The organism is Undibacterium sp. RuRC25W (assembly GCF_049339825.1).
Classification (GTDB): domain Bacteria; phylum Pseudomonadota; class Gammaproteobacteria; order Burkholderiales; family Burkholderiaceae_D; genus Undibacterium.
Genome location: NZ_JBMPPD010000008.1, coordinates 1 through 21104, shown reverse-complemented (window position 1 = coordinate 21104; position 21104 = coordinate 1). Strand labels below are relative to the sequence as shown.

Annotated in this window: 15 protein-coding genes and 1 pseudogene; 7 read left to right on the top strand and 9 right to left on the bottom strand. The window is 48.6% G+C overall.

The window, feature by feature from the left end:
- Window positions 1–29 precede the first annotated feature (29 nt).
- The 4 genes from nusA to scpB form a co-directional block, all read right to left on the bottom strand.
- The gene (nusA, locus tag ACO0KV_RS05660) at window positions 30–1589 is read right to left on the bottom strand and encodes a transcription termination factor NusA (RefSeq protein WP_423040763.1); all 1560 of its coding nucleotides are present in this window, start codon (window positions 1587–1589) and stop codon (window positions 30–32) included.
- On the bottom strand, window positions 1586–2071 hold the full coding sequence (rimP, locus tag ACO0KV_RS05655) for a ribosome maturation factor RimP (RefSeq protein WP_423040761.1): 486 nt from the start codon (window positions 2069–2071) through the stop codon (window positions 1586–1588). The genes nusA and rimP overlap by 4 nt, the downstream gene beginning before the upstream one ends.
- Window positions 2072–2280: 209 nt before the next feature.
- Window positions 2281–3990, bottom strand: a complete 1710-nt coding sequence (locus ACO0KV_RS05650; RefSeq protein ID WP_423040759.1) for a pseudouridine synthase — start codon at window positions 3988–3990, stop codon at window positions 2281–2283.
- Window positions 3971–4864, bottom strand: coding sequence for an SMC-Scp complex subunit ScpB (gene scpB, locus ACO0KV_RS05645; RefSeq protein WP_423040757.1), 894 nt, complete (start codon window positions 4862–4864; stop codon window positions 3971–3973). The genes ACO0KV_RS05650 and scpB overlap by 20 nt, the downstream gene beginning before the upstream one ends.
- Before the next feature lie 908 nt (window positions 4865–5772).
- Here scpB and ACO0KV_RS05640 point away from each other — a divergent pair.
- Entirely contained in the window at window positions 5773–7116 is a 1344-nt protein-coding gene (locus ACO0KV_RS05640; protein ID WP_423040755.1) for a carbohydrate porin, read from the top strand.
- Between the two features lie 33 nt (window positions 7117–7149).
- On the opposite strand, the gene ACO0KV_RS05635 is transcribed toward ACO0KV_RS05640, so the two are convergent.
- The 3 genes from ACO0KV_RS05635 to ACO0KV_RS05625 are packed head-to-tail and all read right to left on the bottom strand — an operon-like array spanning window position 7150 to window position 12141.
- Entirely contained in the window at window positions 7150–7965 is an 816-nt protein-coding gene (locus tag ACO0KV_RS05635) for a DUF6671 family protein (protein WP_423040908.1), read from the bottom strand.
- Window positions 7966–7970: 5 nt separating this feature from the next.
- Entirely contained in the window at window positions 7971–10493 is a 2523-nt protein-coding gene (locus ACO0KV_RS05630) for a YbcC family protein (protein WP_423040753.1), read from the bottom strand.
- The gene (locus tag ACO0KV_RS05625) at window positions 10474–12141 is read right to left on the bottom strand and encodes an NADH-quinone oxidoreductase subunit L (protein ID WP_423040751.1); all 1668 of its coding nucleotides are present in this window, start codon (window positions 12139–12141) and stop codon (window positions 10474–10476) included. The genes ACO0KV_RS05630 and ACO0KV_RS05625 overlap by 20 nt, the downstream gene beginning before the upstream one ends.
- Before the next feature lie 96 nt (window positions 12142–12237).
- Here ACO0KV_RS05625 and ACO0KV_RS05620 point away from each other — a divergent pair, with 96 nt between their 5' ends.
- Window positions 12238–13188: a LysR family transcriptional regulator gene (locus tag ACO0KV_RS05620; RefSeq protein WP_423040749.1), complete on the top strand. Its 951-nt coding sequence runs from the start codon at window positions 12238–12240 to the stop codon at window positions 13186–13188.
- 68 nt (window positions 13189–13256) lie between these two features.
- On the opposite strand, the gene ACO0KV_RS05615 is transcribed toward ACO0KV_RS05620, so the two are convergent.
- Both ACO0KV_RS05615 and ACO0KV_RS05610 read right to left on the bottom strand, forming a co-directional pair.
- A complete protein-coding gene (locus ACO0KV_RS05615; RefSeq protein WP_423040747.1) occupies window positions 13257–15212 on the bottom strand; it encodes a methyl-accepting chemotaxis protein in 1956 nt (651 codons plus the stop codon).
- Between the two features lie 415 nt (window positions 15213–15627).
- Window positions 15628–15828 (bottom strand): hypothetical protein, encoded by a 201-nt coding sequence (locus ACO0KV_RS05610; RefSeq protein ID WP_423040745.1) that lies wholly within the window; start codon window positions 15826–15828, stop codon window positions 15628–15630.
- A 36-nt stretch (window positions 15829–15864) separates the two neighbouring features.
- Between ACO0KV_RS05610 and ACO0KV_RS05605 the strand changes: the two are divergent.
- The 5 genes and pseudogenes from ACO0KV_RS05605 to ACO0KV_RS05585 form a co-directional block, all read left to right on the top strand.
- Window positions 15865–16179, top strand: a pseudogene (locus ACO0KV_RS05605) (nitrilotriacetate monooxygenase); the annotation flags it as partial.
- Between the two features lie 308 nt (window positions 16180–16487).
- Window positions 16488–16952, top strand: coding sequence for a rhodanese-like domain-containing protein (locus ACO0KV_RS05600; RefSeq protein WP_423040743.1), 465 nt, complete (start codon window positions 16488–16490; stop codon window positions 16950–16952).
- Window positions 16953–16991: 39 nt separating this feature from the next.
- A complete protein-coding gene (gene epsC, locus ACO0KV_RS05595) occupies window positions 16992–17948 on the top strand; it encodes a serine O-acetyltransferase EpsC (RefSeq protein ID WP_423040741.1) in 957 nt (318 codons plus the stop codon).
- Between the two features lie 197 nt (window positions 17949–18145).
- Entirely contained in the window at window positions 18146–19075 is a 930-nt protein-coding gene (locus ACO0KV_RS05590; RefSeq protein ID WP_423040739.1) for a family 2A encapsulin nanocompartment shell protein, read from the top strand.
- A gap of 4 nt (window positions 19076–19079) precedes the next feature.
- A complete protein-coding gene (locus ACO0KV_RS05585) occupies window positions 19080–20909 on the top strand; it encodes a family 2A encapsulin nanocompartment cargo protein cysteine desulfurase (protein WP_423040737.1) in 1830 nt (609 codons plus the stop codon).
- Window positions 20910–21104: the final 195 nt, after the last annotated feature.

Sequence of the window (21104 nt, the reverse complement as noted above, 5' to 3'; positions counted from 1 at the left end):
GTGCACGTTATGAATTTGAAACCCGTGAATTACTTAGCTTCTACGAGTTTCCAGGCGGTAGCTAACAAAGCCTTGGCCTGATCATCATATTTAGCGTCGATGAGTTTCATCTCATCATCGGTCACATCTTCAAATGCTTCTTTAATCAAATGGCGTGAACGGTCGGCAGACAATGCCAAAATCGCGCCAAATTCGTCGTAAGCCAGACCAGCGAAAGCTGCCAGTGTTTTAATACCAGCCAAGCCCAGTTTACCGGCGGTAACGCGGGTCATACCTTCGAGGTTCAACAAATTATCATCCATGCCTTCTAAACCTTCTTCAGAAGCAATCGCCTCCGTCAAAAGCGCGTCGCGTGCACGGTTACGCAACTCTGTTACTGTATCTTCATCGAACGCTTCGATTTCAAGCATTTCGCTGATAGGCACATAAGCAATTTCTTCGAGACTAGAGAAACCTTCATCAACCAGAATTTCAGCAACTTCCTGATCAACGTCGAGTTTTTCCATAAACAAAGCGCGAATACCAGCAGTTTCCTGCTCCGCTTTGTTCGCAGATTCTTCTGCTGTCATGATGTTGATTTGCCAGCCAGTCAATTCTGCTGCCAGACGAACGTTCTGTCCGCTACGGCCAATCGCGATCGCCAAGTTTTCTTCATCAACAACAACGTCCATACCATGCTTTTCTTCATCAACCATGATGGAAGAAACATTAGCTGGAGCCAAAGCGCCGATAACGAACTGCGCAGGATCTTCAGACCAAAGAACGATGTCAACACGTTCGCCGCCGAGCTCACCAGTGACTGCTTGGACGCGTGAACCACGCATACCGACGCAAGTACCGATAGGATCAATGCGCTTGTCGCTAGTATGAACTGCGATTTTCGCACGGACACCAGCATCACGCGCTGCGGATTTGATGACCAGTGTACCTTGTTCGATTTCTGGCACTTCCAGCTCAAACAATTTCATAATGAATTCTGGTGCTGTGCGGGACAAGATCACTTGTGGGCCACGTGCATTGCGATCAATACGCAAAATGTAAGCACGAACACGGTCACCAACACGCAAGTTTTCTTTTGGAATCATCTGGTCGCGTGGCAAACGTGCCTCGATCTTACCGGATTCAACGACCGCATCACCGCGTTCCATACGTTTGATCGTGCCTGTTACCAGTGAATCGCCACGCTCAAGGAAGTCAGCCAGAATCTGCTCACGTTCCGCATCACGAATACGCTGCAATACAACCTGCTTTGTATCCTGCGCAAAACGGCGACCAAAATCAACGGATTCAATTTCTTCTTCGATGTAATCATCGATCTGAATTTCCGGATCATCTTCTACCGCTTCAAAATGCAGAATTTCTTGATCTGGCAATTGCAAACCGGCCTCATCAGGCACAACATGCCAACGACGGAAAGAGCGGAACTCACCAGTATCACGATCAATTTCTACGCGGATATCTACTTCACCTGGGAAGCGTTTTTTTGTCGCTTGCGCCAAAGCATGTTCCAGCGCACCGAAGACCACTTCTTCATCGACGTTTTTTTCGCGTGCCAGCACATCCACCAATAACAACAAATCACGACTCATGCTTTGCGACTCCTAAAATCCACTTGTGGCACCAGACGTGCCTTATCCACATCGGCGAGCGTAAACTCCAGCATGGCCGACCCATCTTTTACTTCAAATTCCAGCTTCAGATTTTCACCTTCAGGCTCGTGCACAACACCGGTAAACGTTTTACGGTTTGGTGTCCCTGGCATCGACATACGCAATTTCACGGTCACTTCGCAACCAACAAAACGCGCATAATCCGACACTTTCTTCAGAGGCCGATCAAGACCCGGCGAGGAAACTTCGAGACGTTCGTAATTAACATTCTCTACCGTCAGCACATGTGATAACTGATGACTAACCTTCTCGCAATCCTCAACAGCGATATTGCCTTTCTCAAGGCCATCTGGCAAAAAGTCGATATAGACCCTAAACAAACCACGTTCGGCCTGCTCAAAATCAACCAGATCATATCCGGTACCATTGACGGTTTTCTCTATCAAATCCAACAAAACCAAACTATTCTCCGATCAACACAAACCGAGACAAAATTGATATTTCATGCGCGCAAACGGTAAAACCAAAAAAAAATGGGCTAAGCCCATCTTTTATTTGCGCCCAGATTTTAAATTCATCAGGCATAAACTACTAACTACCAGATTATAAACGATTTTCTACCCTGTCGCAATCAAAAACAGGGCAAAACAACCACATCCAAGCAGTCAGATCAAGCACCACGAGAACGGCGGCGAGCAGCAATACCTTGCCCGATAGCCTGCCCACTCCCGCGAGCAGTCGGACCGCGGCGCTGCTGACCAGCGTCAGGGAACCCTAGTGCGGTTTGCAACGGATCCGGTTGGCGAGGGCGCTTCTTTGCAGCATTGCCGCCATTATTACTTGCACCACCAGCATAACCGCTCGACTTATTACCATTCGCGTTGCCGCCTCGGCCAGCACCAAACTCACCACGAGACTCACCACGTCCACTGGACATCGGGAATGTCGGCTGCTTTTGCGCATACGGAGTGGTTGCCGCAGCTTTATTACCGAATGGCTTACCACCTTTAGTGGCAGGCTTGTCGCCAGCAACTTTTTCCAGGCCACTTAATTTCAGCAGGCTGCGAACCGCATCCTCCTCCAACTCTTCCCAACGGCCGCGCTTCAAGTTCGCTGGCAAGGTCATTGCGCCGTAACGCGTACGAATCAGACGCGACACAGTCAGTCCAACCGCCTCAAACATACGACGCACTTCGCGATTACGGCCTTCGCCAATAATCACGCGATACCACTTATTCACACCTTCACCACCGCCATCGGAGATTTTCGAGAATTGCGCCAGACCATCTTCCAACTCCACGCCGGCCAACAAGCGCTGACGCATACCTTCTTCCAGTTCGCCAAGTGTACGGACAGCATATTCACGCTCGATACCATAACGCGGATGCATCAGGCGATTAGCCAAATCACCGGAGGTCGTAAACATCAACAAACCTTCAGTGTTATAGTCGAGACGCCCAACCGCCAGCCATTTGCCTAATTTCATGGTGGGCAAGCTATCAAATACCGAGGTACGACCCTCAGGGTCACTGGTACTGACGATTTCACCAGCGGGCTTATGATAAATCAGGACGCGAGGTGGTTTTTTACTGATTTTGCGCACAATCGGCTTGCCATTGATGCGCACCTGATCTGTAGGCAGAATGCGCTGCCCGATGTGCGCTGGCTCGCCATTCACAGACACGCGACCGGCAACAATCAAATCTTCCATGTCACGACGTGAGCCCAAACCAGCCTCAGCCAACACTTTGTGCAACTTTGGCGCATCGTCGTCTGCCGTCAGATCACGACGCACTGGTTTTGCATTGCGACCACGACCTTTAGCATCATCCGCATCCGCAAAACTGGCATCATAAGCATCCGAAGTAACGAATGAGAATACGTCATCGGGATTATTGGTATCACGACGATTTACATTGGCTTGCGAGGAACGCTTACCATTACTACGATTTGGTCCGCGACCAGCCTGAACACCTTCACGCGGAGGACGTGGGCTACGCTCAGTCCGCTCAGTCCGTTCAGCACCTTCAACGCGCGGCGCTCGCTCACCGCGAGGAGTGCGCTCAGCACGCTCGGCACGTGGCGTAGCTTGCTCACCATCAACGCGAGGCTTGCGAGTGCGACTCGGATTTGCACCACGTGGCGCGCGCTCTGGGCGCGCACCGTCAGAAGATGGATTTCCAACAACATCACCAGCTTCTGATGCGAGAACCTGCTCAGTCACTTCTGCCCTCGGTCGTGGGGAGCGGCGCATATTGCGCGGCCCACGCACGCCACGTGGCACACGACCACTTGGCTTACCATCTTCAGCACCAGAGGCAGTCGCATCGCCACCAGTATTCTTATCAACTATTGCATCTTCAGGATTCATGGGATTCATTCTTCAATTCATTTGATTCTATTTGCGGCTGCTGCTCAGCATCCAGTTCACTATCTGGCACCAACACATCGGCAGCCTGATCACTTAAATTTTCATTCTCTGGGAATGTCGTATCAACAACATCCAGTTTTACGACTGCTTCTAGGGGGAGACTCTCCCCTTCTCCATCTGTTTCAACAAGGATATCTGCGACCGGAACATCTTTAGGCGCATCAACAACCAAATCCTCACTCAGCTCGACAGCAACCGAGACCATCCCAGCAAAATTAGGCTCTTCGGTGCCAAATCCCGCCAATTGGGCATCAAGGTCAGGAACAGAAGCCAACTCCTGCTCATCATCCTTACGCACCTGCTGCAATGGGGGCAGTTGATCAAGCGAAGCCAGACCCATATCACTCAAAAATTGCTTGGTAGTAGCAAAAAGAGCAGGACGCCCAGGCACATCGCGATGACCAATCGTCTCAATCCAACCTCGCTCCTCCAATGTCTTTACCATCTGCGTCGAGACAGTAACACCACGTATCTCCTCAATGTCGCCACGCGTGACTGGCTGACGATAAGCAATAATAGCTAGCGTCTCCAGTGTCGCTCGCGAATATTTCGGCGGCTTTTCAGGATTCAGTCTATCGATGTAAGCGCGCATTTCTGGCCGACTCTGGAAGCGCCAGCCAGTGGACAATCCCACCAACTCGATTCCTTTGTCCGACCAATCGCGACGCAAATCTTCCAACAACATTTTGATCGTATCAGCGCCGACCACATCTCCTTGATCGTCAGCCTCCTGAAACAGTTTTTTCATGTTGTTGACGGTCAGCGGCTCTGGCGCGCATAACAAGGCTGTTTCGAGGACTCGCTTTGCCTCAGCAGTATTCATGCAAGTAATAGATTACACGGGTTTAATTAATGCTATACACTGGGTTAAACCGGAAAGCTCAACGGCTAACACCCACACTTTTTTTATGTATTTAATTTTGTTGCAAGTGCACTTACTTGCAACGCCCGTCTAGCGGGCAGATCAGGGAGTTTAGGAAGCACAAACCATTCATTGTGCTCTGCCTGTCAAATTAGCAGACACTAGATTGTAGTCCAGAATATCCGCTGCAATGAAAAATAAATTGCAAGTCGATATAAAAGCCACGCTTTGAACACATTGCCTACGCCCTTTTTGAGGGTTTTTATGTATTTTCCAAGAAAAGTCAGAAAAGGCACACAATCGCATCGGCGTTTCATCCCACACTTCATTAAAATCGGTGGATCTCTTAGTCACTTCAAACATCGACAAAAGTTCATTTTAATCAATGTTTTTTGTACCTAAGCTGATTAAATTATACCGGATTTCTTACTTTACTGGTGAATTAGCATTTACTGGGCATAAGCCAGCATCCTTCTAATCGATTAAACACCCTATAATTACGCTACCGCTACATTCATGATTGCTGATTAGGCTAAGTTTTTTGTATTTTGACAACAAGACAAGAGGTTAACACTCTGCTTACTATCCAAACTGCCGATGCATTTACACTGAAAAACAAAAACAATCTAGCTTGACAGCGCATAGAGCGGACCAGCTTGGCATTCGTCATCAGATGCCTGGTAAAAGATAAGATGCTAGACAATCGCCATGTGACCACAAAGGTTCGTCAATATTCCAGCGTCGCAGTAAGCATACGAAGAGTAAAACCGTAGATTGACCGAATCCAAAACAAACCCATGAAACAGAATAAAACAGTGCCCTTCCAAATCAGCAGCCTCTTAGTAAGCCTCAGTTTAGTCAGCAGTCTCATGGCAAGCAAGTATGTCTGCGCTTCCGAGAACACCAGTCCAAACTCAGAATCAACAGCGAATGCGACAAAGACAATAGAAAACAAAGTCGATGATGCGACAACGTTGACTGAGGAATGGGCAATTCATGGTCAAATTACCAATGTCACACAAAAACATGCCAGCTTTACCTCCCCCTACCGTGGCCAACAAAGTCTAAGTCCCTCAGGCCGCATGGAAGAAACAACGGATATCACGCTCTTTCTTGGTAGACGCCTGTGGAAAGATGCTGAAATCTGGATTAACCCTGAAATCGATCAAGGGCACGGCTTCAATGACACGCTTGGCGTAGCCGGGTTTCCAAATGGAGGCGCTTATAAAGTTGGCGCCAACCTGCCCTACCTCCGTTTTCCCCGTTTGTTCATCCGCCAAACCTCCTCCCTTGGCGGGGAAGAAACAACGGTGGAATCCAGCGCCAATCAATTAGCAAACACCAACACAGCCAACAATCTGGCAATCACTGTTGGAAAATTTGCAGTGACGGATATCTTTGACACCAATAGCTACGCGCACGATCCGCGGGCAGATTTTCTAAATTGGTCAGTTTTGGATGGTGGAACATATGATTACGCGGCCGACGCATGGGGCTTTACATGGGGTGGTGCAGTCGAATGGACGCAAGATTGGTGGACCTTACGTGCTGGTTTTTTTCAGCTATCCCCCATACCCAATGGCAAAATCACACGTATTCATTTTAGCGGCAATTCATCCAACATCGAATTTGAAGCAAGGCATACCGTGGTGGGCTACCCTGGAAAAATAAAACTTCTGGCATGGCTCAATCAGGGCAATATGGGAAGTTATGCAGATGCCATCACCCTTGCCCGCCAAACCAATACCACACCCGATGTCTCACAAATACGTCAATTCAGTTCGCGACCAGGGGCTGTTCTCAACATCGAACAAGAATTATCTGAAGCCATGGGCGCTTTTGTACGCCTGAGCGCAAATCGCGGCAACAAAGAGACTTACGAGTTCACCGACATCAACCAATCTGTCGCAGCCGGACTCTCAATTAAAGGGGATGCGTGGCGCAGGCGTGAAGACATCATCGGCGTCGCCATTGTCGAGAACCGCATTTCAAGTGACGCGCGCGCCTATTTTGCGGCAGGTGGACTCGGGGTATTAATTGGCGATGGGCGGTTAACTTATGCCCCCGAAAAAATTGCTGAACTCTATTACGCGTGTCAACTACGACCAAATATCACGCTAACCTTTGACTATCAGCGCATTACTAATCCAGCCTACAACCAAGATCGCGGCCCGGTCTCGGTCTACGGAACGCGTGTTCATGCCAGTTTTTGATTGAAGCGTCATCCCACAACACAAGACCACAAATCAAGGATTGCAGTAATCGCAATATTGTGCAGCCACTTCGGAACGAAGTGGCTTCTCAGAAGTAAAACAACAACGAACACACTTCAAAAGAACCGCTCGTGGCTGCTTTGTTGGTCGGCGACATGCAATACAGAGCGCTCCAGACAAGGGCGCATGTTCGCCAAAGCCAGGTGAGGCGCATTGTGGACAATGCAGCACTAACCGAGCAGCCAAGTCTTGCGCACATCGGGCTATCATCTTCATCCGGGTAGGATTTCGATGCGCACGCATGTCCGTAGACAAATTAACCTCACCATACTCGAGAGCGAGCTCAACACTGGCCTCAAAAGAATCTCTATCCAGACAAGACTTATCATAAACAGCTTGCGCGGGATCACCGACAATCACACCGTGCTGCGGAAAACCAATCGCCTCTGCAAAATTGATTGCGTCATTGAGTTGAGTGACACACTTACTTGCGAAGTTCGTCTCCGAACCCTGAACAAAAGCACTGATCTCCACATCCTCTACCGCATCGTACCAGACCAGTACTTCGCGCCCCCAACCTGTTATACCGAACCAAGGATCCCCACCAAAACTACCTTCACTGCCAATACCAAAACGCGCCCCACTAAGCTCACAGGCGAGTTTCGCTTTACGTCGTGCCGCTTCAAGCATCGTCCCTTCTCTGGGGATTTCAACAGTGAAGGTGCCAAGTGTGTCGGTATCAAAATGATTGATCGTAAAGACGGTATAACCAGCTTGCGCTAAGGGGTCAGACAAAGCAGACTTCTTACCATGACAGGTCAATAATGCAATCGAATGTACCTCGGCCATATCCGTCACGCTGCCTCTTGCTCCAATATCCAATGGTAAGTTACGTTTTCATGAGGGACACATCGGACGATATTACTCGTGTCAGGCTCGATACAGAACAGATGCAACCAGCCCCCGTCAACGAGTTGCTGAAGCTTTTCATGTCTTTGCACAATCCCCGACACAGCGTGTGGAGGTGCCTCCACCCATACAGACAATCGTAAAGGAGAATGAATCCAGTCATCGCCATCATGCAACGATTGTAAAGACAAACCAATGCGCAAATCACCGCCATTTCCTTCAAATACGCCGATATTGCCGCCAACCACATTATGCAAGACCTTGTTACCACTCCCCCAGCGCCGATTATCTACCGTAGAGGCAAAATATTGCATATTAATCCAATGTGCAACAATCACCGGCGCGGTCAGAATTTGCTCAAGTACCGCAAAATCTGGGTCAACTGCGTAGTTATAATCATGCAAAAAACTCCTACCTTCTAGATTCATGTGATGGGTCCGCTCACGCGGCGCCGCAATGAACCCCGCATTATTTGACAACCCCCATTCAGGACGCACCTGGGACCAATCACCTGCTCTTTGCACCAATAGCTTTTCCAATGCTTCAGAATGATGCGCTTGCAGCCCTAAACTTGGTGCACGTTCTGCGCGGATACGCTCACTGGCAGCGCAGAGCCACTGTTTCGCTTGCACTAGCGCGGTATCGCCGGATACATTTTTACTAACATCAAAAAGGTGGATGGCATCCGTCGTCGTATTATGCAAACCAGCGATAAAGCGCGTATCTTCCGGCACCTTGATACCCTGCTCAAACAACCCCGCGCGCACATCAAGACGATTGAGCATGTTTGCTAAAACACGGGCATTGATCTCTCCCGTCTGACCACAACAGGCGCCACAATCCAATCCCGCCGCATGCGGATTATTGGCTGATTGACTTCCATGCCCAATCAACAATACCAACGATGCAAAATCTGACGTCATCGACATCGCACGTAGTACGCTTGCCGCAAGGTTGATCGACTCATCCAGACTGACACCTTGCATCACTGGAATCAACTGATCACGTTCCTCATGGGACAATCCGACCGCATCGACATTTTTTTCTTTGCTGCTTTGAAGACTGGATTTCAATAATTTCCAACCATAACTCAAGCCCGTCGTCTCAACAAAACCAAAACCGCTACTCGCTGACGTCCTGACGCGCTCCCATGCTTGAGCAAGGCTTAACCTGAAACGGCGCTGAGCAAACAATCTGTTGTTGGATTCCAGATTTCTAGCAACAGAAACAACCCTGATCTGAGGTGCCAACAACCCGGGCAATTGTGGTCGCGCTTTGTGACCCGCGAACGGCAAATACTCAATAGGCAAGCCAAAAAATCCAGCAAAACCATGCGTCCGAATCGACGGGTCACTTTTTTCCAGTGCACGACGCATACGCTCGGAGCGAACATCAATACAAAAAACTGCCTCTAACGCGGGACGAGAAATTGGCACCACAGCCGCCGGATTGAATTGAGAGACTGGTGTTTTCTGGCGCGATAGGCCTTGATGCACTTGAGTTTGCCAAGAAATTTCCAACGCATCCTGCCACACCCAATCAATGACGTCCTCGCCAGCGCTCACTTTCGTACCACGTTCCGCATGCCACACTGCTACCACGGACTCATGGGTTGGGGTGTCGACCAAGATCCACTCCCATGCGAGACGAATAGCCAATAATTGTGCCAAATGATTATCGCTACCGCCATTCAAATGAGCTTGCCACGCCAGATAGGCGCACCAAGCAGCCCATCCATTGACACTCAATAGCAGCGCGGTGAAATACGCTTCACACTCCTCTTCTTTTAGCTTAAGTTTCCGACAAACGAGGGCCATTAACTCTTCATGCGTATCAGGCAATGCTGCAATACGATCTGCAATACCATCAATACCCGTCAGTAACGAGGGACCATTATCGCAAGAAGCGATTTCGCGCCATGCTGCATACAACGAGGTCGCCGGTGTCAACGTCCACCTTGCTTGTCCTTGATCAAACCACGATGCGCAGTGCTGACCCATCGCGTGCGTGACAACATCACGACAAGATGGCTGATGCACCAAATCACGTTGCGCATCCAATGCATCAGTAAATAACGTCAAACGCGGCAACACTGCTGCATCTACCTTGCTCGCTTCAAGCCAACGATCGACTGACATATCGATAGCACGACGTTTTAGTGCCTGGCGTAATCCGACCTCTGAAATCTGACCACGTTGATATTCTGCGACATACCATTGTCTAGGCATCGTCAGACGCGAACCACAAAGATAGGCTATTTTTTCAGAGACCAGATCGACAGGTTGCTCAACAAAACCCCACAACGGATTAACAGCAATCGATCGATCTAAGGGCCATGTTGGCGCAATCCGTCGACAAGCCTGTACGATGGCCCGTTGAACATGTTCATCGCTTGCCATTGAAGGAGGTGAAAAGGAAGATGTTTTCGCTTTAGGCAAAGGTACTGCATTAACTTGAGACGACATCATTTTTCCTTTTTTTCAGAGCTGCGTGTGGTGCTGATAACTGACTACCCCTAGCAACAACCAGCAATCGGGTGGGCCAGATTTTCAACGTCAGATGCGTTACAAACTCGTCCAGATGAAAACCAGCAAAGGCACGCGGATGCAACCAGCGGGATAAATCACCCTGTGGCCGATTGAGAACAATATATTGAATCAACAACAGTCCAATCAGACATGCGCAGGCAAAGCCAATTCCAAAGAGAGAGGGTGGCATCGATGATGAAGCCAGCAGATGGCCGAACACCAGATGCCAGATGCCATAAAGCAGTGACAAACCAAATCCATACCCTACCAACAACATTACCTGAGACCAACCACGGCTTTCAAAAGGAGAATTTACCATCGGTAACAGGCTGCAGATAAGCACAAGACCAAACACCCAGAGCACAGGGTCTTGGCGAGGATCAAGTCCAATCAACATGCTCGTCAACACAAGAGAGAGCGCCACCCCAACAAGAGAAAAACCGATTTGAATTGGACTCAGTAAGTGTGTTGCTGGGGCAATGCCCAGCATACGCTGCCGAGACACCGTTTCACCGGCATTCAAAAATGCATGCGCCTTGTAGAGGGAATGTGCCAGCAAGTGAAGTAAAGCCATCGAATATGCGCCCAACCCGATCTCTAGCAACATGAGCCCCATCTGCGCACATGTCGACCAAGCCAACATCACCTTGACACTGATCCGCGTCATCATTACTAACGCAGCTAGCATCGCCGTGATACTTCCTACCACCACCAACATCAACTGAGCTATCGGAGCTAACTCTAGCAAACCGGATAATCTCAGTAAAATGAAGCCGCCAATATTCACAATACCGGCGTGCAATAAGGCTGAGACTGGTGTGGGCGCTTCCATCACTTGCAATAACCAACCATGTAGCGGCAATTGAGCACATTTTAAGATCGCACTAAATACAAACAACAATGCCGCAATTTGGACGGGCCAATCAGTCTGACGACTATGTGACAGCAAGGCCATGATGCGATCAATCTCAAGCGTACCCAGACTCAGGTACAACATCAGACATGCCGTCAGCGTAAACACATCGGCGGCGCGGCTGATCAGGAACTTTTTATGCGCTGCCAACTGTGCCGCCGGACGGTCTTTATAAAACACCAGTAATTGATGTAATGCCAGACTACTGGCAGTCCAGGCCAAGCAAACGAATAACAGATTATTCGATGTCACCAACAACCACACAGTGGCAACTGTCAGGCACAACCAGTGCAGATAACGGGCGATGGATTGATCACCAGCGAGGTAATTACGCGAATACCGCAGAATGACCCATGCTAAAAACCCTGTCAGTGCCAACATCAGTGAACTCAACGTATCTAACCTGATGTTTGGCAACCATGAACCGGCAACACCGATTGCGGCATCATTGCCCCACACATAGATCCAGGACAAGAGCGCTGTGGCGACCGCAAGCAGTGAACTTCCCTGCGCCAACCACCAAGCATACACCTGAGGTATCGCACGCCATGACGTAGCCAATGCAGCGAGTACAAGCATCAAGGGTAACGCGAGCGTCAGTTGTGCTAAAAAACAAGCTACGCCAAAGTCGGCGTAATTAAAAACTGAGAATAATGCGACGACGTTTCCGGGCATAAAAATACTCCTCTAGATGAACGGAATAGCTATTGTCCCAATTTTTAGGTATATTGAATAATAAATTATTTGAACCATACCTATAGATCATCATCTATGAATATCCGCCACTTGAGCTTTCGTTTGCTACAGGTTTATGTGCAAGTTGCGCGACTGGGCAATATTTCTGCCGCCGCCCGCGCACTCCATTTGACGCAACCAACAGTATCATTGCAGCTAAAAAAATTACGTGAGGCGGTCGAAGAACCTTTGTTCACCCCACGCGAAGGACGAATGGAAATGACGCACGTAGGACAGGAACTCTATCGTGCTGCATGTGATGTATTGGTCAGGTTTGATGACTTTAATGGCTTTCTCGAACAGGCGCGTGGTGGCAGCTCGGGGCACATCAACCTTGGTATTGTGACAACAGCAAAATATGTCCTGCCGCGGATTTTAGGTGCTTTTTACCGGCAATTTCCTAAAGTAGGCGTGACCTTAAATATCGGTAACCGGGCGCATATTCTGGAACGTTTTTCCAAGCAAGAAGATGATTTATATGTCTTCAGCCATCCACCAAGTGGCACAGAAGCACAAGCCACCCGCATTCTTAAAAATCCTTTGCAAATCATTGCCCCCCTCGATCATTGGGCAGCAGATCATCAGCAACTTGAATTTGCAGAACTCAGAAATGAACGTTTTCTGATCCGAGAACCAGGCTCAGCAACTCGTATGATGTTTGAGTCATGGCTCAGCAGCCAGGGCATTGAGCTCGCTGATACGATGCAGATTGAAAGCAACGAAGCGATTCGGCTCGGCACAGCCTCAGGGTTAGGCTTATCCGTTATATCGGCCCACACACTTCATGAAGGACAAGAAAAATTAACCATTCTTCCAGTGCGTCACTTTCCACTAGAAAGTCATTGGTATCTGGTCAGCAGAAAGGACCGCCGTCTGCCCTACGCAGCAATGCAACTCGTACGATTCATGGCAGAACATCTGCAGGAATGTGTTGAGCCACAATGGGTTGCTCCGGACATCGCCAATTTAGCCAACAATTTCACGTAACAAGGGGGGGGGCGGCCGTAATACATCTTTGGCCCCAGCCCCCCCCTTAGACCTCTATCTAAGAGCAATCAAATTCTAAATTGATTAACCAGACTATTTAATTTATCAGTCTGCTCGCGCAAACTTTCCGCTGCAGCCGCCGCCTGCTCAACCAAAGCGGCATTTTGTTGCGTCATGTTGTCCATCTCAGTCACAGCCAGGTTGACCTGACCAATACCAGCACTTTGCTCCGCGCCTGCCTGACTGATACTGTTGACGGTAGAGGATGTTTGCTCAAGGTTGACGACGATATCATCCATCGTTTTGCCTGCCATGTTCACCAAGACGGCACCTTTATTCACTTTTTCTACGGACTCACCAATGAGCAACTTAATTTCTTTGGCAGATGCGGCAGCACGCTGCGCAAGATTTCTGACTTCAGAGGCGACAACAGCAAACCCCCTGCCTTGCTCTCCTGCTCGTGCCGCCTCTACGGCTGCATTCAATGCAAGGATGTTCGTCTGAAAGGCGATACCATCAATGACAGCAGTAATATCAACAATACGATTTGAGCTTTCTTTAATTCCAGCCATCGTATCGACAACATCCTTCACAACCGCTCCGCCTTCAATAGCGACTGAATAAGCCTTCTCAGCGAATTTGGCCGCGTTTTTGGAATTTTCGGCATTCTTCTCTACGGTTGCCGTCAACTCTTCCATAGAACTAGCAGTTTCCTCTAATGAACTCGCTTGCGATTCTGTTCGTGCCGATAGGTCGGCATTTCCAGAGGCGATTTCACCAGCAGCACGCTGAATTGACGCGGAGCTGGTACGCACCTCCTGAATCACCGTGGTCAATCCTGTACCAATATTATTAATCGAATCAAGTAACTCGCCGATTTCATCAGTACGTTCATGGTGAGTCCTATCGGTTAAATCACCAGTGGCTAATTTCTTAGCAAGAGCAATCGCCTGGTTCAACGGAATAATGACATTTTTCTTCACCAGATAGAGCAATGCAAATGCAGTGACGATGATCAATCCCAACGCAAATAACCCATATTTAAACAAGGTTGCCAGCGTATCTTCTGTAATTTCAGATACTGGACTAGTTCCAACAACCATCCAGTTCAAGACGTCGATTTTTCTAAAAACAGCGAGCCTTTTTTGTTCACCGCCCTTATCTGAACTAGCACTGTAATATAAGGTTCCATGACCGCGCTCGATCATTTCTTTAACATAATCAAGCTCTCCCGGCGGCTTATCTTTGAATAAATTCTTCCCTTCCGACTCTTGGTGGATCGTGATATCGCCCAAGCTGTCGCCCTTCTTTAAATTAAATGCGAAATAGGTTCCGGTCTTACCAATTTCCATGGCAAGAATTTTTTCCTTCAAAAACCGCAAACTAGATGAAATATCAATACCAACAAATAAAACACCCACCATTTGCGATTGTTGATCCTTGATCGGCATATAACTCGTCATGTAATCTTTACCGAAGAGTTTAGCAGCACCGATATAGCCTTTTTCTGTCTGCAAAAGTGCATAGGCAGGATGCGTATGGTCAAGCGCAGTTCCAACGGCTCTTTCACCATTTTCTTTTTTCAGAGAAGTCGTAATCCGTACAAAATCGCTGCCGTCTTTAACAAAAACTGTCGCGATAGCACCCGTTTGTTGCGTAAATTGATCAACAAACGCTTCATTTGCATTAACAACGGTATTGCCATAAGTCAGCGTTGCGACACTACGGTCGCCTATTTTCAATTTCTCTGATGCATTGAGCGTAAAAGCCTGCGTTAATTGCCGCTGAAAAGTCGTTCCGGTACGCTGCGCATCGGTGCGGACCGCCTTATCAAAAACATCAAACATGTCGTTAATGTTCTCTACAGTATGGGAGACGTCTTGCAATGCAGATGCCTGCATTGAGCGATAGATGCTGTAACCTAATGCACCAATGAAGATCGTAAAAACCAGAAAAACGAGAGAGAAAACGATGAAACTGAGACGAGTTCCGAGACTTAAACCTTGACGATGGGATCGATCCATGACGCGCATTCTTATTCTCCGGTTAAAGGAACTGTTTTCATTGAGGACGAATTTTAAATTCTTTTAAGCAACACTTCTACCTATAACTTGCTTTTTAGCAAAATTTTTCAAAATGGAATTTTTTTGGAAGCCTACATTCACCGAGCAGCTACAAATCGATGAAACTTGTTACATATTACCAAAAATAAAAGTAATGAAAGCAAATAGGAAGATTTATTCTCAACCGATTAACCGAAAGACAAAAGCGGTGCTGTAAGAATACAGAGCAATGCGGCGTACCAGCAACAAGCCGCGTAATCATCACTGGACATCCACGTACCAACAACCAAACCCGGCATAGCAACTAAATTAATACGCAAGATTTACTTAGGCAACCACAACCACACGTTATCACTGACCTTAACTGACTTGGGAATCAATTTTTGCCGATAAAAAGATCCGCAATTTCTTGTTGACGACTAATCAGTTCCAATGTGACAGGCGTAACGCCGTAACGAACGCGCTGCTGCCAGCTCAACAGTGTCGCTTCTGGCATACGCAGTTGAACAGAAAGAATTACTGCAACCTGCTGCGGATGCTGCGTAGCCCACGCCCCGGTACGTGCAAGTTCACTCAAAATAGCTGACAGTACCGCAGGATGTTGCTGACTAGTCAGAAGTTACTGACTTCGTTGGCCCAAGGTGAGAATCTGAGTATTCGTGAACTGTATCTGCGTATTGCTGGTGGACGCGGCCACTTTACGCTGGTTGGCACGCCAGAACATATCGCTGATCAGATGCAACTCTGGTTTGAAAACGGCGCTGCAGACGGCTTCAATATCATGCCGCCCTATCTGTCTGGCGGACTAACGGATTTTGCCGAGCTGGTTGTGCCTGAACTGCAACGACGTGGATTGGTCCGCACAAAGTACGAGGGATCAACTCTGCGGGACAATTTAGGGCTATCTTTCCCAACCCGCCAACGATAGACGTTATTGAATGCACCCCATGATGCTCAAACAGCATTCATGGGGCATCGTGGGCACTTCAAGAAAATGACTGATTTGCGTCTATCGAGCAATCCATGCTCAACGAATTCATACCAACAGATTCACCAACAACGACGCATCGTCTTCAGGGTCGCGACCATTTCAATATTCGCTATTCAAATATCCAAACATTTTTTAATTCGTTTTCCAACTTATGAGGATTTCGTATTCTAACCACACAGAAATCATACAGAAGTCAGTTCGGGCAGTGCCATCAATTGCCCGACCATTTATAAGGAGATTATGAGATGGGAGCATCATTTCAACATGCGAACGCCACGCAATCACAAGAGGTAATCCGCACCACCTTGTTAGCCAACGAAGACACCAGCGACAGCGTCTCTCCACAGACTGCCTGGGAACTGTTCTCCACAGGTCAGGCAGTCTTGGTCGACGTGAGGACAACCGAAGAACGCACGTTTGTCGGCTATGTCCCAGACACAATCCACGTCGCATGGGCAACAAGCACGAGCCTGACACGCAATCCACGTTTTGTGCGGGAACTCGAATCCAAAGTAGGCAAAGATAAAAAGATATTACTGCTTTGTCGCAGTGGAAAACGATCAGCCCTCGCCGTTGAGGCGGCAAAAAAAGCAGGCTTCACCGACATCCATAACGTCAAAGAAGGATTTGAAGGCGAGATCGACGATCGCCAGCATCGCGGCACTGCGGACGGTTGGCGCTTCCATCAACTGCCATGGGTACAGAGTTAGTTTTTACGCTTGAGTATTACGATATTGGAGTCACAAGGTATGAGCAGTAAAGCATCAGGCAGTATAGAAGTAAGGAAGCCTTCTTTTGATATTGATCGTGTCGTCAGTGAACTCGCCGCAGTCAGGCTAAATTGGCGAGAAAGCCGGCAACGCTCAAACGAACCCGGTGGACGTGAATTACCATCACGCGACGCCATTGCAGAAATATTGGCAGGCTTACGCGGCGCACTTTTTCCAATGCGGCTGGGTCCAGTAGAACTTCGACAGGAAAGTGAAGACTTCTATGTGGGTCACACACTCGATCTGGCACTGCATTCGTTATTTAATCAGGTGCGCCTTGAGCTGCAATATGTTGCACGCTATCAGGGCTCAACCGATAGCGATGTCGAGCAACTAGCACTCGACATTGTCCGCAGTTTCTCTCGTACGCTGCCAGAAATCCGTGTATTGCTCGACAGCGATGTCATCGCTGCTTATCAAGGTGATCCGGCAGCACGTAGCGTTGATGAAGTTTTACTCTGCTACCCCGGCATTCTCGCATTAATCCACCACCGTATTGCCCATTGCCTGTATCGCCTTGGCGTGCCGCTAATTGCACGTATCGCAGCAGAACTTGCCCATGCACAAACAGGTATCGACATCCATCCTGGCGCCACCATTGGGACGGGATTTTTCATTGATCACGGCACTGGTGTCGTGATCGGCGAAACCGCGATTATTGGCGCAAATGTGCGAATTTATCAAGCTGTCACCCTGGGTGCAAAACGTTTTCCTACGGACGCCAACGGCACATTACAAAAGGGATTGCCACGCCACCCTGTTGTTGAAGATGAAGTCGTTATCTATGCGGGCGCCACTGTATTGGGCCGTATCACGATCGGGCGCGGTGCGGTGATTGGCGGCAACGTCTGGATTACACAAGACGTCGCAGCAGGAAGCCATGTCACGCAGGCTGGCTCATTACAGCACGGAGACAGCGCGCGATCAGATCAATAAGAGACCTGCTGTAGATAGAAAAGTTTCGTCAACGCTACCAACGTCGACAGCTAAAGTCAGCAGTAAAGCAACACAGTACCAGGACTGTTACTTCTGCTCACGCGATCGCCATTATTTACTATGTATCCCATGGGGTCTTGGCATTTTTAAATTTTGATTTTTTACGTTTCATTTTTATTTCATTTTAGGGAGCAACCATGGCAGAATCAGCAATTCCACAATTAGCATTGAGCGATGACGCAGCACGACAACTAGCGAATGCAACCAAGACAGTACCTAAACTGTCAACCGTCAGCCCACGTTGGCTCACCCATCTACTGGAATGGCTGCCAGTCGAAGCAGGCATATATCGTTTAAACAAAGTAAAAAACCCACGTGATGTACGCGTGGCCTGCTCACAACGTGATGAATCTGAATTACCTCAGACCTTTGTTGACTATGACGAAAAACCGCGTGAATACTTCCTCAATGCTGTATCAACCGTCTTGGATGTTCATACACGCGTTTCTGATCTGCACAGCAGCCCGCATGATCAAATCAAAGAACAATTACGTCTGACCGTTGAAACAATCAAAGAACGTCAGGAAAGCGAACTGATCAATAATCCTGACTACGGTTTATTAGCCAATGTGGCGGACGAACAGCGCATTTTCCCATTGACTGGCGCACCAACACCGGATGATCTGGATGAACTATTGACGAAAGTCTGGAAAGAACCGGCGTTCTTCCTGACGCATCCATTAGCCATCGCCGCCTTTGGTCGCGAATGCACACGTCGTGGCGTACCACCACCAACAGTGAGTTTGTTTGGCTCCCAATTCCTGACATGGCGCGGCATTCCATTAGTGCCATCCGATAAAGTACCTGTTGCTGACGGCAAAACAAAAATTATCTTGCTGCGCGTTGGTGACAAGCGTCAGGGCGTGGTTGGCTTGTTCCAACCTGGTCTCGCGGGTGAACAAAGTCCAGGCTTGTCTGTGCGTTTCATGGGTATCAGCCGTAACGCGATTTCGTCCTACCTGATTTCTTTGTATTGCTCATTAGCGATTCAGTCTGATGATGCATTGGCGGTGCTTGACGATGTTGAAGTCGGTAAGTTCCATGAATATCCAGACACCTACAAATAATTAAATGAGCACCCATCCCTTACATCAGAGCGGTGGATTGCCGGACCCGGCAGAACTGGCGCAGCTAGCGAGTGAGTTCTTCGCAACGCTGCCCAATGGGGAACGTGATCCGAACCAAGCCGTACCAGTACCGACTGCCCCTGCTGCGCTACAATCTCAGGGTCCACAACACGAGATTGGGCAGTTTGCAGGATTACATCCGGCACCAGCGACGGTACCAACAACACCTCCTGCCACACCGCGGGCAGGCCTTGCAGACAATGCGCCGACTGGTTATGCGGCAGCATTACCGGTGATTGACAAAGTCAAACAGCACTCGCCTTCCCCTACAAATCCGTTTTATTTCCTGGGTGATGTCAGTGGCTATCCCGCTGGGAATAACGCCGGAACGAGTTTGCCGGGGCTACAACCGTTTGGCACACCAACAGACCACGATTTGCGAGATTTGCTGGACACAGAAGAACCAGCGCTACGCTCTGGTGGCATTCCTTCTGCACACTCATCGGGCCTCGCAGATCATGCCGGATCATTTTATTTTCTCGATACGGTACGCTTTCCGGGGCCACAAGGCAGCCATGCAGGTGCTGTTCCTAATCTGGCCTCCAGTGCTCGCCCGCCATTTGATGTCAACGCAGTTCGCAGAGATTTTCCGATTTTGCAGGAGCGTGTCAACGGTAAGCAACTGGTCTGGTTTGATAATGCAGCGACGACACAAAAGCCACAATCGGTGATTGATCGTATTTCGTATTTTTACGAACACGAAAATTCAAACATTCACCGCGCGGCGCATGAACTCGCTGCACGTGCTACTGATGCCTACGAAAGTGCGCGTAAAAAGGTGACTCATTTTTTGGGTGCCAGCTCACCAGATGAAATTATTTTTGTACGTGGCACCACAGAAGGCATCAACCTTGTTGCTAAAACCTGGGGTGTGCAAAATATTGGCGAAGGTGATGAAATCATCGTCTCTAATCTCGAGCACCACGCCAACATCATCCCTTGGCAACAGTTAGCAGCACAGACTGGCGCGAGGATACGGGTGATTCCGGTCGATGACACTGGACAGGTGATATTGAGTGAGTACACCCGCTTACTAAATAGCCGCACCAAAATTGTGTCAGTAACGCAGGTCTCCAACGCCTTAGGCACCGTCGTTCCAGTCAAAGAGATTATTGATCTCGCGCATCGTACTGGTGCAAAAGTGTTGATTGATGGCGCACAGTCGGTCTCGCACATGTCGGTGAACGTACAGGCATTGGACGCGGATTTTTTTGTATTTTCTGGCCATAAATTGTTCGGCCCTACCGGTATCGGCGTTGTCTATGGCAAACGCGATCTCCTCGAAAAAATGCCGCCGTGGCAAGGTGGTGGAAATATGATCGCGGACGTCACGTTTGAGCGCACGATTTATCAACCACCACCAAATAAGTTCGAAGCCGGTACAGGCAACATTGCCGATGCCGTCGGTTTAGGTGCTGCGATTGATTATATCGACCGACTCGGCATCGACAATATCGCCCGTTACGAACATGATTTATTAGCGTATGCGACCTACGGTATGCAATCGATTCGTGGTGTACGGTTAATCGGTACTGCAAAAGACAAAGCAAGCGTCTTATCGTTTGTCCTCAATGGCTATCAGACTGAAGAAGTCGGCAAAGCACTCAATGAAGAAGGCATTGCCGTCCGTTCAGGTCACCATTGCGCACAACCGATTTTACGTCGGTTCGGCGTTGAAGCAACGGTACGACCATCACTGGCGTTCTATAACACGTGCGAAGAAGTTGATCGTCTTGTCTCTGTGGTCGCCAGACTGGCTGCACAAAGAAAATAGATTGACAGATTATCGGCACATATAATTTTATTTTCTTTTATTTTCTTTTATTAAAAATGCCCAAATTATTTAGGGCGTGTTGACATATAAAAAGCTGTTAACTTTTCCCGAAGTGTGTTTACATTCTAGATTTTAAAGAATGAAACGATGCTGCGACTGATGTTGAGAGATGATCAATGGGAACGAATTGCGCCT

Coding starts and splice junctions, on each gene's coding strand:
- ACO0KV_RS05620 (WP_423040749.1), top strand. CDS start 12,238: ATGAATATCCGCCACTTGAGCTTTCGTTTGCTACAGGTTTATGTGCAA.
- ACO0KV_RS05650 (WP_423040759.1), bottom strand. CDS start 3,990: ATGAATCCCATGAATCCTGAAGATGCAATAGTTGATAAGAATACTGGT.
- ACO0KV_RS05630 (WP_423040753.1), bottom strand. CDS start 10,493: ATGATGTCGTCTCAAGTTAATGCAGTACCTTTGCCTAAAGCGAAAACA.
- ACO0KV_RS05590 (WP_423040739.1), top strand. CDS start 18,146: ATGGCAGAATCAGCAATTCCACAATTAGCATTGAGCGATGACGCAGCA.
- nusA (WP_423040763.1), bottom strand. CDS start 1,589: ATGAGTCGTGATTTGTTGTTATTGGTGGATGTGCTGGCACGCGAAAAA.
- scpB (WP_423040757.1), bottom strand. CDS start 4,864: ATGAATACTGCTGAGGCAAAGCGAGTCCTCGAAACAGCCTTGTTATGC.
- ACO0KV_RS05585 (WP_423040737.1), top strand. CDS start 19,080: ATGAGCACCCATCCCTTACATCAGAGCGGTGGATTGCCGGACCCGGCA.
- epsC (WP_423040741.1), top strand. CDS start 16,992: ATGAGCAGTAAAGCATCAGGCAGTATAGAAGTAAGGAAGCCTTCTTTT.
- ACO0KV_RS05635 (WP_423040908.1), bottom strand. CDS start 7,965: ATGGCCGAGGTACATTCGATTGCATTATTGACCTGTCATGGTAAGAAG.
- ACO0KV_RS05640 (WP_423040755.1), top strand. CDS start 5,773: ATGGCAAGCAAGTATGTCTGCGCTTCCGAGAACACCAGTCCAAACTCA.
- ACO0KV_RS05625 (WP_423040751.1), bottom strand. CDS start 12,141: ATGCCCGGAAACGTCGTCGCATTATTCTCAGTTTTTAATTACGCCGAC.
- ACO0KV_RS05600 (WP_423040743.1), top strand. CDS start 16,488: ATGGGAGCATCATTTCAACATGCGAACGCCACGCAATCACAAGAGGTA.
- ACO0KV_RS05615 (WP_423040747.1), bottom strand. CDS start 15,212: ATGGATCGATCCCATCGTCAAGGTTTAAGTCTCGGAACTCGTCTCAGT.